Consider the following 12,063-nt stretch of genomic DNA (forward strand, 5'->3'; position numbering starts at 1 on the left):
CAAGAAGGCGCATGCCAGTGACGCCCCATTGGGCCGACGGTTACGAATCGAATCCGTACGGAAACAACGGCCTGCTCTTCGCCTGCCACGGCTGTTCCACGATGCGGATCGCCGAATCGTTCAGCAGTTTCCCGTCGAACCGATCGAACTGCTCCACCGCCATTTACGCCGATCCGGTCAACGGTGGGGCGACCGTCGGCCTCGATGACGCGGAGATCCGGTGTTCGTACTGAAACCTCAGGTCTCGGCGGGGTATCGATCAGCAGGCGACGTTACGACATTCGGTGATTGTTCCGTCGTGAAATCCGGGCGGAATCGGCTTTCGTCCGGCGACGTGATCACGGAAGACACTTGAATTTCCGGCTTCTCTCAGGCGGAAGAGTGAGAGAAGCCGGAAAGTTTCAGCTTGTCGGCGTAACGCGGGCATTGTCCGCGTAGGCCGGATTCGCGGTAACAGCCCGTTGAGCGTCTTGACATGGACCGTTCGGGGCCCGCGTTAACGAAATGCGGATCTTTCCGTCGTTCCAGGAAGCCCACAGGAATTCCGGCTCCGGCCGGGTCTCGAAAGGGAAGTCCATGTCGCGAAGACCATTGTTCGTCGTTCTGACCGCCGTCACGGCGGTGCTCGCGTCCACCGCGGTCGCCGCCGCGGCCCCGCCGGGAGTCGACCCCGCCACGGTCGACCTCACCCTCGACGCGGGGCAGAGCACGACCGTGACCAAGAACGTGACGACCTCGGCGGTGCCGCCGAATCCCGACCTCGTCCTGCTCGCGGACACCACGGGCAGCATGGGCGGGCCGATCGGCAACGTACGGTCGAACGCCGGCGCCATCACCGGTGACGTGCTCGCCGCCCAGCCGACCGCACAGTTCGGCGTCGCCGAGTACAAGGACTTCACCGATTCGGTGCCGTTCAAGGTCAACCAGGGCATCACCGGGGACACGGCCGCGGTGCAGGCGGGGATCAACCAGTGGGCGGCATCGGGCGGCGGGGACACGCCGGAGGCGAACCTGAACGCTCTCTATCAGCTGGCCTCCGGCGCGGTCGCCTTCCGGCCGGATGGCACCCGCATCATCGCCTGGTTCGGTGACGCGCCCTCGCACGATCCGAGCGGCGGACACACGCTGGCCCAGACCATCGCGGCGTTGCAGGCGGCGAAGATCCGCGTGGTCGCCGTCAACGTCGGCAACCTCGACGCCACGGGACAGGCCACCGCCATCACCTCGGCCACGGGCGGTGTACTGCTGAACAACGTCCCGGCCGGTCAGGTCTCCCAGGCCATCCTGGACGGCATCAAGTCCATCGAGGTCACCGTGACCCCGAAGGTGACCAGCTGCGACCCGCAGCTCACGGTCACCAACGACCCGGGCAGCGTCAAGGTGGCCAGCGGCGACGTCGCCACGTTCACCGAGACGATCACGGCGTCGGCAGGGGCCGCTCCCGGCACCTACCAGTGCGTCGTCGACTACCAGGTCGACGGTGTGTCGCGCGGGTACATCGAGACCACGACCGTGCGCGTGCTCGGGTTGAGCATCGACGACGTGACGGTCAACGAAGGCTCCGGGGGAGCGCAGGTACCGGCGACGTTCACGGTGTCGCTGCTCGGCGGTCCCAGCCCGAATCCGGTGACGGTCCAGTACGCGACAGCGAACGGCACCGCGACGGCGCCCGCCGACTACGCGGCGGCGAACGGGACTGTCACGTTCGCACCGGGACAGACGACCAGACCGGTGACGGTCCTGGTCAACCCGGACACCGTCGACGAGCTGAACGAGACGTTCACGGTGAACCTGTCGGCCCCGTCGGGCGCCGGTCTCATCGACGCGACCGGGGTCGGCACGATCGTCGACGACGACCGTGACGGCGTCTTCTCCTGCACCGGCACCGCGGCCAACGTCCTCGGGGTGACCGCGGCGCGGGCCAACCCGGCGAACCTGCCTTGTGCCGACGACAGCAGCACCGTCGCCGCCGCGACGCTCAACGCCGGCCTGATCAAGGTCGACACCAAGGTGCTGACCGCGTCGACCGATCTCACGCCGGACGACCAGTCGGCGGCCCCGGCCGCGGGCGATCGCGCGCTGGCGTCGGCCAGGATCGACAAGACGGTGATCAGCACGCTCGGGCTGACCGTCGAACTCGGCGTGATCCAGTCGCAGGCGACCGCGACCTGCCAGCCGTCGCCGGGCGGGCTCGCCCCGGTGCTGGCGGGCAGTTCGAACGTCGCCTCGTTGAAGATCAACGGTGAGTCGATCACGGTGGGCTCGGCGCCGCTGACCATTCCGCTGGTCATCGGCTCGCTGAAGCTCAACGGCCAGACCGTGGCGAACGGCGTGGTGAAGCAGCAGGCCGTGGCACTGGACACCGCCCTCGCGAAGATCGTGCTCGCGGAGTCCCAGGCCGACGTGCACGGAACCTCGGCGCATCCGGCGGGCAACCCCTGCCGTCGCTGAGCCGGTGAGTCCCGCCGGGACGGACGGATCCTCGTCCGTCCCGGCGGGCTCGGTCAGGGGAGGGCTTTGACCACGGCCGCGGTGGCTTGCGCGAGGAGTTTGTTGTCGATCTTCGCGTCCTTGCCGGACCGGTCGGTCAGGATCGAGATGACGATCGGCGCCCGGTTCGGCGGCCACACGACCCCGATGTCGTTGCGCGTCCCGTAGGACGCCGTTCCGGTCTTGTCGGCGACCGGCCAGCCGGGGACGCCTGCCCGGATGTTCTGGTCGCCGGTGGTGCTGGCGCGCATCATGTCGACCAGGATCTTGCGTTTGTCCTCGGGGAGGGCGTCGCCGAGGGCGAAGGCGCGCAGGCTCACCGCGAGCGCGCGGGGCGTGCTGGTGTCCCGAGGGTCGCCGGGCGCGGTGTCGTTGAGTTCGGGTTCGATCCGGTCGGCGTGGCTCGTGGTGTCGCCGATGCCGCGCAGCACCGCGTTGAGTCCTTCGGGGCCGCCGAGTTCACGGAAGAGCAGGTTGCCGCCGGTGTTGTCGCTGTACCGGAGGGTCGCGTCCATGACGGCGCGCAGCGGCAAGCCCGTGCCGACGTGCTTCTCCGTGACCGGCGAATTGACGACCACGTCCTTTTGGCCGTAGGTCACCGTGCGGTCCAGGTCGGCGATCGACGTCCGCTGCAGAACGCCGCCGGCACTGAACACCTTGTGCGTCGAGGCGTAGGCGAACCGTTCGTCGGCGCGGAAGGCGACTTCGCGGCCGTTCGCGGTGTCCACCGCGTACACCCCGAGACGGGCGCCGAAAGCACGTTCGAGCTGTTCGAAGTCGGCTCGGTCGACCGAAACGGCCGGAGTGGCGGCGGGCGGCTGCGCGGGAGCGGGGGTGGAGCACGCGGCGAGTGGCACGACCGAGAGCGCCAGCAGGGCGGCCCAGCGGCGAGAAGTGACGGACACGGTGATTCCTTTCAAGATCGTTCGATGTCCGCAGTCTGTCCAGCGCCGGTCATGCTGTCCAAGACACAAATGACCTCTTCCATGCGTAATGCGCATAGTATGTGGTCGTGGACCTGATCGGCAGCTGCCGGGCGTTCGTGAGCGTGAGTGAGGCCGGGACCTTCACCGCGGGAGCCGCTATCGCCCGCGTTCCCCAACCGGTGGCGAGCCGCCGGATCGCCGCGCTGGAACGGCATTTCGGCGAGCGGCTGTTCGACCGCTCCACCCGGCGCGCCCGGCTCACCCCGTTCGGCCAGGACATGCTGCCGTCGGCGAAACGGCTGGTGACCCTGGCCGACGCCATGGAACACGACGCGCAACGCGCCAAACTGCGGCCGCTTCGGCTGGCGATGCCGGAAACCTGCACCGTCCGCGAGCTCGCCGAACTCGACGCGGCGGCGCGAACGCTCGACGTCTTCCTGGAATTCCGGCAGGCCCCGCCGAGGGAGCGGGCGGAACTCGTGCGCACGCAGGAGGTCCGCGCGGCGCTCACGGTCGTCCCCGCCGAAGAGGGCGGGTGGAAGGTGCCGCTCGGCCTGGCGGGCAGAGGGAAGCCACGGGTGGGCGCCCTGCATCTGGAAACGCTTCGGGTCGGCCGCTCCGGCCGCACACCACGCCGGGTCTGGATCCAGCCAGAGGACGACGTGCCGCATATCCGCGACCGTCTGTTCCGGATCCGCGACTCGGTGGGACTGCGGCCGGCGCAGGTGTCCGTCGCCGATTCGCTCACCGCGGCCGCGGCGGCCGTGTTCGGTTCGGACGATCTGTTGTTGTGCTCGCCCGCACAGGCGGCCGAACTCGGCTTGGCCTGGCGGCCGCTCGGCGAGATCCGGCTCGCGCGCGGATTCGAGGTCTCGGCGGGGCTCGGCGAGGACGCGCAGCGGCTCCGGGCACGATTGTGGCCGGACATCGCTCGATGTCTCGGCGCGGAGGAGACGACATGAACACCGAAACGCTGCGCGCCGAACTGGACGATGGCGGCCTGCGCGGTTCGTTTCTGGTGCGGGATCTGCGGACAGGATACGAGATCGGCATCGACCCCGACCTGGAGTTCCCGAGCGCGTCGCTGGTGAAGATCCCGCTCGCCGCGGCGACCCTGGAGCGGATCCGCCGGGGCGAACTGGACGGTTCGGTGCGGATCGACGTCCAGCCGGGGCGGGCCACCGCGCCGGGACCGACCGGGCTGACCCGGTTCCGGCATCCGGCCAGGGTGGCGATCGACGACCTGCTCTATCTGTGCATGGCCATCAGTGACGAGACCGCGGCGGACACGCTCTTCGCGCTGACACCGCCCGCCGAGGTCACCCGGATGACGCGCGAATGGGGCGTTTCCGGGATCACCGCCCGGCATCCGGCCGCGGACCTCAGCGACACCCCCGCCGAACGGTTCGACCCCACCGACGTCCACCTCGCGCACGCGCTCGCGATCAACGCGGGCACCGCCGGGCAAGGCCATCCCGTTCCGCAGCTCGACGTCACGCGTGCCAGTTCCGGTTCGGCCCGTGCGTTCGTGAACCTGCTCGAAGCGCTCTGGAAGCCGTCCAAAGTGGACGGAGAGGTGGCGGCGCGGGTGCGCGAGCTCATGGGACTCAACCTGCTGCGTCAGCGGCTGAGCCCCGATTTCGTCTCCGACGCCACGAAATGGTCGTCGAAGACGGGCACCGTACTGAACCTGCGGCACGAAGTCGGGGTGGTCGAACACGCCGACGGCGGGATGTACGCGATCGCCGCGCTGACCGGATCCCGGGTTCCGGCGGCGATCCAGCCGGAGGCCGAAGTGCTGATGGCCCGCGTTGCGCGGGCGTTGCGCGATCACCTGCGTGAGGGATGACACAGCACCCGTTGTCACAGTTCTCCCCGCTGCCCGGTTCTGAGGAGAAAGAACCGGCGAAGTGGAGGATCGGCATGAAGGTCGTCATCGTGTGCGTTTCGGTGTCCCACGGCAACACGGCACGGATCGCGGAGGTGCTGGCGGGGGTGCTCGGCGCCCGCGTCGTCAGCCCCGACGAGATCGATCCGGCCGACCTTGATTCCTGTGACCTCGTGGGTTTCGGCTCGGGGATCTTCGGCATGGACTTCCATCCGCGCCTGCGGCGGTTCGTCGAGGAACTGCCGTCGAAGCAGCGGCGGAAGGCGTTCGTGTTCACCACGAGCGGGTTGCCCGAACCGCGATTCCGGCGCTACACCCGTCGTCTGGCGCGGTTGCTCGGCCGCAAGGGATTCGAGGTGGCTGGCACGTTCTCGTGCCGGGGTTTCGACACCTGGCTGCCGTTCAAGCTCGTCGGCGGTATCGGCAAGAACCGGCCCGGCACGGCCGATCTCGAAGCGGCGCGACGGTTCGCCGAAGGGCTCGGCGGTTGACGCGCCGCGTTTGCGCGCCGTCCGGCGTGGGTATCAGCGGCGCGTGCCAGGCCACTCGTACTTCCCGGAAACTGAGGGACCAGCGTCTCGTCGTCGACTACGACGATGCCGACGATCCGGTCCTGCTCCGCCCCGACGGATCGCCGATCGACACCTGGCGGGAGAACTACCCGTACACGACGCGAATGTCGCGCGAGGAATACGACGTCGTGAAACGGACGCTGCAGATCGAACTGCTGAAAATGCAGTACTGGATCAAGGACACCGGCGGCCGCATGGTGATCCTGTTCGAAGGACGCGACGCGGCGGGCAAGGGTGGAACCATCAAACGGTTCACCGAACACCTCAACCCGCGCGGCGCGAGGGTGGTGGCGCTGAGTAAACCCACCGAGCGAGAACAGGGGGAGTGGTACTTCCAGCGCTACGTCGACCACCTGCCCACCGAGGGCGAGATCGTGCTGTTCGACCGATCCTGGTACAACCGCGCCGGCGTGGAACGGGTGATGGGGTACTGCACGGACGAACAGTACGAGCGCTTCATGCGGCAGGCGCCGACGTTGGAGCAGATGCTCGTCGAAGACGGGATCATCCTGGTCAAACTCTGGTTCTCGGTGTCGAAATCCGAGCAGCGCACCCGGTTCCTCATCCGGCAGGTCGACCCGGTGCGCCAATGGAAACTGAGTCCCAACGACATCAGGTCGCTCGACCGCTGGGACGCCTACACCGAAGCGAAGGTCGCGATGTTCCGGTCCACCGACACGGAGGTCGCGCCGTGGACGGTGGTCAAGAGCAACGACAAGAAACGAGCGCGCGTCGAGGCGATGCGCAGCGTCCTCGCTCGCGTGGACTACGCGGACAAGGACGAGGACGCCGTCGGCGAGCCGGATCTGAAAGTGGTCGGTGCCGCGGCGACCCTGCTGGAGGAGGGGGAGGACGACGCGTCGCTCAGCCCGACCCCGATCGCGCCGTCGCAGGAGCCCGATCACGGACCCGGCCTGCATCCGTGACGGAAGGCGTAACTCGCGTGATCAGGGACGTAACTCGCGTGCTTGAAGGCGGAACACGCGAGTTACGCCTCTGATCACGTGAGTTACGGGTCTGATCACGCGAGTGTCGAGATCCTGCCATGTCGGGTATCCGCCAGCTCCGGGCCGTGTGGGAAACCTGATCACCCGTCTTTACTTCACGTACGGACGTCGGGGGCTCTTGTCGAAAGGGATCATGGTGATCGGTAGTACGAGAAAGACGCGGAGAGGCGCGGTGGCCGTGGTCGCCGGTGCGTTCCTGGCCTCGGGCCTGGTGCCGGCTCCCGCCGCGGGTGCGGCTCCCGCGACCAAGGCCGACCCGGACACCGCGGCGCTCGCCGGCGCGCTGACCAAGCAGGCCGTGGCCTGGGGCGAGTGCTCGTTCCCCTCCGTCGCGCCGGCGACGGAAGCCGAACTCAAGAAGGTCAAGGGCCTCGCCTGCGCCACCATCCAGGTGCCGCGCGACTGGCACGACCCGCAGGACGGCAACACGATCGGCGTCCGCGTGTCCAAGACCGCGACCGCCTACCCCGGCACCGGCAGGCAGGGCATCGCGCTGGTCAACCCGGGCGGACCCGGCGGCGAGGGCCTGCCGTGGGGCGCCGCGATGGCGATGCGCAGCCCCGTGCTGGCCTCGCAGTACGACTTCGTCGGTTTCGATCCCCGCGGTGTCGGCCAGAGCACTCCGCTGACCTGTAGCTACACCGTCCCGGACAGCACGGATCAGAACGTGATCAGCCGGGCGAAGGTCGAAGGCTGCCTGAAGAACCCGCTGACGAAGTTCATCACCACCGAGCAGACCGCGTACGACATGGACTTCATCCGGGTGCTGCTCGGGGAGAAGAAGACCAGCTACATCGGTTACTCGTACGGCACGTGGCTGGGCACCTGGTACGCCACGACGTTCCCGAGCAAGGCGCACCGGTTCCTGCTCGACTCCTCGACCGACGCGAGCCGCTCGACGCTGGAGAAGACCTGGGACCTCCAGCCGCGCAGCCGTGACCGCCAGTTCCAGGAAGCGCTGCTGCCCTACATGGCGCGCAACGACGCCAAGTACAAGACGGGCACCGACCCGCTCGAGATCCGCCGCGACTGGGAGAAGGCGGGCGGCACCCGGGAGTTCGCGGGCATGCTCTACGCCGCGTGGTTCATCATCCCGGCGATGTACGACACCTCCCAGTACCCGTCCGCGGCCTCGATGGTGGCCGCGCTGGCGAAGGGGCCGGCGCCCACCGGGACCGACGCCGAGAAGCTCGAGCAGGTCGTCGCGAAGGCACTGACCACGCCCGGTCTGACCGACGCGAACAAGGCGTTCCTGAACAAGGCGAAGGGCAACGCTCTGGAGGCCATCGCGAAGAAGGACTCGGTCGAGCGCAAGGCTTCCTACCAGGGCGGCGCCGAGGTCGAGACCTGGGACGCGGCGTTCGAGGCGATCCGGTGCCAGGACGGTCAGTGGAACCAGAACCTGCACTACTGGAACTACTGGCAGGCCGACCTGACCGTGAACGCGCCGTTCATCGCGCCGATCATGGCCCTCTCGGGTGCGCCGCTGTGCGCGTTCTGGCCGACCACCAACGCCAAGCCGGCGCCGGATCAGAAGACGTTCCCGAAGCTGCTGATCGCGCAGACCGAACTCGACGCGGCCACGCCGTACGAGGGCGCGCTCGCCACCGCGAACGGCCTGCCGGGCGCCAAGATGATCAGTGTCGACAACGAAGGCAGCCACGGGATCTTTCCGTACAACACCGACTGCGTCGACGACCCGATCGTCGCCTACTTCCAGACCGGTCTCACGCCGAAGAAGAAGTTCACCGGCTGCCAGGGGCTGCCCCTGCCGGGTGAGGACAAGACGGCCGAGGTCGGCGGTCACCTCGGGCACGACGGGAAGATCAAGATCAAGATGATCACGCCCCAGGTGCGCAAGGCGAACGAGATCGTCCGTGAGCTGCTCGAAGGCGCCGCGACCCCGGCGGCCGACGAGAAGGGGATGCCCGCCAACGCCTAGTCCCCGAAAGCGTCGAACAGAGGCTCCCGCGAGCCCGATCCGGTTCGCGGGAGCCTCTTCGGCGTGCCTCCACCGGGATCTGTGATCCTTTCGTTATCGGTCCAGCCGCACGATTCCGGCGCTTTCCCCCTCAAGAGCAGTGAGTGGAAGCAGCGATTCCGCGAGGCGTGACATCGATGTCACGCCGTTCGATCCCGGGGGTGGGGGAGGAGAAGCGTCATGCTCGCCGAGTCGCGGGGCCTGTCGATGGAGGCCGAGCAGCTGTACCGGGCTTTGCTGGACGGGCGCCCGATCACGCCCGGCGCCGAGCTGGCGGAGCTGGAGCGGTTCGGTCTGGTCCGGGCGGGCGCGTCCGGGGTCGAGGTGCGACCGCCGCGTGCGGCACTGTCGGCGTTCGCGGCGCAGCACGAGGCCGCCGCCGTCCGCGCGCGGGAAGCGGCCGAGGTGCTGGGCGCCGCTTACTCCCTGCGGACCGGCCGGGACGCGGATTTCGTCGAGGTGCTGCGCAGTCGCGACGAGGTGATCGCCACCTTCGAGGCCATGCAGACGCAGGCGAGCGTGGACATCGTCGCCTTGGACCCCGGGTCGTACATGAGCCCGAAAGCCGAGGTGAGCACGGTGCAGCCGGGTTCGATGGCGCGGGGGATCGCGTACCGCGTCGTCTACGACTCGTCCGTGCTGCAGCACGATGACGGATTCGCCCAGGTGCAGTCGAGTATCGCGCTGGGGGAGCAGGCCAGGGTGTTCCCGAGACTGCCCTTGAAGCTGGTGATCGCCGACAGCAAGCGGGCGCTGATCGCCGTCCCGAACTCCGACGCGGGTGACGTGCTGGCCCTGCTGATCCATCCGTCGATGATGTTGAGCGCGCTGATCGAGTTGTTCGCGTCGTTCTGGCGGATGGGCGTGCCGGTGCGGGCGGGTGGTCCGGACGACGCCGAAGCCGCACAGGAACCGACAGTCGCCACTCGTCGTCTGCTCGCGCTGTTGAGCGGAGGCCTGACGGACGAGGCGATCGCGCGCGAGCTCGGCATCAGCGAACGCACGGTGCTCCGGCGGATCAGCCGCCTGCAGCAATTGCTGGGCGCGCAGACGCGATTCCAGCTGGGAGTACAGGCGTCGCGCCAAGGCTGGCTCTGAATCGCGTTTCTGTGGCGCGGGCCCCAAGGCCGGCGGTGGAAATTGTCACGTGAGAAAGGGGCCGCTTCTCACGAGTGGTAGGGGTAAGTAGAGCCGACCGTGTCGTCCATTCAGTCACGCGAAACCGCCAGTTCGGTACATGAAAGGCAAAAGTGTCGTGTCGGTGGTCTGGCACGGTTGTCCCGGCGGCACCAGGGGCCCGGCAAAGTCGCATAACTGCTGGTCAAGCGGGGTTGGAGTGGTGGAGGTGGGCTCGTCAAAGTGACCTGACGCCTTCTCGGCTGTCCACAGGGGACACTTTCGAGGTGACAGTGCCCGATTCGGGCGTTTTGCGAAGGGGTCGTGAGTGGCAATGATCGTTCTGGCCAAGGGTGTTTCAGGTACCTGCTGGAGTGAGCCGGGTAGCGACCGGTCCGTGAAGGACCCCTTGCCTCGGCTCAGCCGAGGCAACTCGACCTTCACACCTTCCCCAGTACATGAAGGCCCCCATCCTTGCGCCAGGCGCAAGCAAGGGGGCCATCACGTACCTCACGCAAGCAAAGCCGCAGGCCACGCGTAGGTAGCTCAGAGAGGGCTCGTTCTAACGAGCCGGAACACGCACGACCCTCGCGACACACCCCGCGTGAGAGCCGTCCTTACCGCTCACGAGGAGGAAACATGGGCCCGACGCTCCTCATGATCGCGTTAGGGGCGTTCGTCACCACCCTCGACAACACGATCGTCGCGGCGGGCGCGCCGTCGATCGCCCGGGAACTCGGCCTCGATCTGCCCACGCTGCAATGGGTGAGCATCGGCTACATGCTCTCGTTCGCCGGCCTGCTCCCGGTGGCGGGCACGGTGGTGGACCGCTGGGGCCAGGCCGCGACGCTGCGGGCCGGGCTGCTCGCGTTCGGGGACGGCGCGGCGGCCGGCGGGCTGGCCACGACGGCGTGGCTCGTCATCTCCGCGCGGGTACTGCAGGGCGCCGCCGCGGCGTTCCTGGTCCCGGCCCTGCTCAGCTTGCTGCGCACCAATCTCGACGCGCGAGGGCGGGCGGTCGGGGCGACGGTGTGGACCGCCTGTCTCGCGGCCGCGCTCGCGCTCGGTCCGACGCTCGGCGGGGTACTGAGCGAATATTGGGGCTGGGGCTGGATCTTCTTCGTCAATCTCCCGTTCGTGGCGGCGATGCTGCTGCTGTCGCGTACGGTCGCCCTCGCGGATCGCGATCCGGCGGCCGGGCGGCCCGCCGTGCTGTCCATGCTCGTGGTGACCGCGGGGATGATCCTGATCACCGCCGCCGTGGTGGAGCTGGGCGAGGGCGGCGCGCTGCTGTCCGCGGTGTTCGGCGTCGCGGGGACGGGGTTCGCGATCTGGTTCGTGTTCCGGGAGAGACGCGCGCGCGTGCGGCTGGTCCCGGTGGGGCTGACCGGCCAGCGGGTCTTCGCCGGCGCCCTCACCGTGCAGTTGCTGTGGGGATTGGGCGTTTCGGGCGTCTTCTTCTTCACGCCGTTGCTGCACCAGGAATCCCTCGGACTCGGGCCGCTGCACGCCGGATTGCCGCTGGTCGTGGTGGCGGTGGCGGTCGTCGCCGCGGCGGCCGTGGTGCCGTGGGCCCTACCGCGATTCGGTCCACATCGGACTGTCGCGGCCGGGCTGGCGACGGTGGCCGCGGGACTGCTGGCGATCGCCGCGGTCAACCACGTGCCGGAAGTGCTTCCGCGGATTCCCGGGTTGGTGCTGATCGGTGCCGGATCGGCCCTGACCACACCGTTGACCTCGTACGCGCTGGAAATCGTGGCGGAGCGGCACGCGGGCACGGCGTCCGGGCTGCTCACCGCGTCGCGTGAACTGTCGAGCGCGCTGGGAGTCGCGCTGATCGGGGCCGTGCTGGCGGTGGTCCGCACGGCCCGGCTCGACGAGGGCGCCGCGTCCGCGCTGGCGAGTGGTTACACGGCGGGCCTGCTGACGGCGGCGGGACTGGAACTGGCCGGCGCGCTCCTCGCGCTCCGGTTGCTGAACCCCCGGCAGGGCCGAAGTTCGTCCCGAAGTGACAAGCAGGGTGCCCCCTTTCTCACTTCCCGGTGAGCACGTCGGCATCGCCGTCGGCGTTTCACCGTCCTTT

10 protein-coding genes are annotated in these 12,063 nt (G+C 68.5%); 9 read left to right on the top strand and 1 reads right to left on the bottom strand.

Annotated elements, in window-relative coordinates:
* Positions 1–11 precede the first annotated feature (11 nt).
* Positions 12–233, top strand: coding sequence for a hypothetical protein (locus DL990_RS29115; RefSeq protein ID WP_125800570.1), 222 nt, complete (start codon positions 12–14; stop codon positions 231–233).
* 343 nt (positions 234–576) lie between these two features.
* The gene (locus tag DL990_RS29120; protein ID WP_199746654.1) at positions 577–2,451 is read left to right on the top strand and encodes a Calx-beta domain-containing protein; all 1,875 of its coding nucleotides are present in this window, start codon (positions 577–579) and stop codon (positions 2,449–2,451) included.
* 53 nt (positions 2,452–2,504) lie between these two features.
* On the opposite strand, the gene bla is transcribed toward DL990_RS29120, so the two are convergent.
* Complete coding sequence (bla, locus tag DL990_RS29125; protein WP_125784693.1) at positions 2,505–3,395, bottom strand: class A beta-lactamase; 891 nt, start codon at positions 3,393–3,395, stop codon at positions 2,505–2,507.
* A gap of 101 nt (positions 3,396–3,496) precedes the next feature.
* On the opposite strand from bla, the gene DL990_RS29130 reads away from it, so the two are divergent.
* The 7 genes from DL990_RS29130 to DL990_RS29160 all read left to right on the top strand — a co-directional run bounded on the left by DL990_RS29130 (position 3,497) and on the right by DL990_RS29160 (position 12,026).
* Positions 3,497–4,378, top strand: a complete 882-nt coding sequence (locus DL990_RS29130) for a LysR family transcriptional regulator (protein ID WP_125800571.1) — start codon at positions 3,497–3,499, stop codon at positions 4,376–4,378.
* Entirely contained in the window at positions 4,375–5,265 is an 891-nt protein-coding gene (locus DL990_RS29135) for a serine hydrolase (protein WP_125800572.1), read from the top strand. The genes DL990_RS29130 and DL990_RS29135 overlap by 4 nt, the downstream gene beginning before the upstream one ends.
* Positions 5,266–5,339: 74 nt before the next feature.
* The gene (locus tag DL990_RS29140; RefSeq protein WP_125800573.1) at positions 5,340–5,795 is read left to right on the top strand and encodes a flavodoxin family protein; all 456 of its coding nucleotides are present in this window, start codon (positions 5,340–5,342) and stop codon (positions 5,793–5,795) included.
* Positions 5,792–6,802 carry a polyphosphate kinase 2 gene (gene ppk2 / locus DL990_RS29145; RefSeq protein WP_233620610.1) on the top strand — a complete coding sequence of 337 codons (1,011 nt, stop codon included), beginning with the start codon at positions 5,792–5,794 and terminating at the stop codon, positions 6,800–6,802. The genes DL990_RS29140 and ppk2 overlap by 4 nt, the downstream gene beginning before the upstream one ends.
* A gap of 253 nt (positions 6,803–7,055) precedes the next feature.
* Positions 7,056–8,825: an alpha/beta hydrolase gene (locus DL990_RS29150; RefSeq protein WP_125800574.1), complete on the top strand. Its 1,770-nt coding sequence runs from the start codon at positions 7,056–7,058 to the stop codon at positions 8,823–8,825.
* A 219-nt stretch (positions 8,826–9,044) separates the two neighbouring features.
* Complete coding sequence (locus tag DL990_RS29155) at positions 9,045–9,962, top strand: helix-turn-helix transcriptional regulator (protein WP_125784683.1); 918 nt, start codon at positions 9,045–9,047, stop codon at positions 9,960–9,962.
* Positions 9,963–10,619: 657 nt separating this feature from the next.
* Positions 10,620–12,026 carry an MFS transporter gene (locus DL990_RS29160; protein ID WP_125800575.1) on the top strand — a complete coding sequence of 469 codons (1,407 nt, stop codon included), beginning with the start codon at positions 10,620–10,622 and terminating at the stop codon, positions 12,024–12,026.
* The last annotated feature ends 37 nt before the right edge of the window (positions 12,027–12,063 follow it).

The sequence above is a fragment of the Amycolatopsis sp. WAC 01416 genome, from assembly GCF_003947485.1.
GTDB lineage: Bacteria > Actinomycetota > Actinomycetes > Mycobacteriales > Pseudonocardiaceae > Amycolatopsis.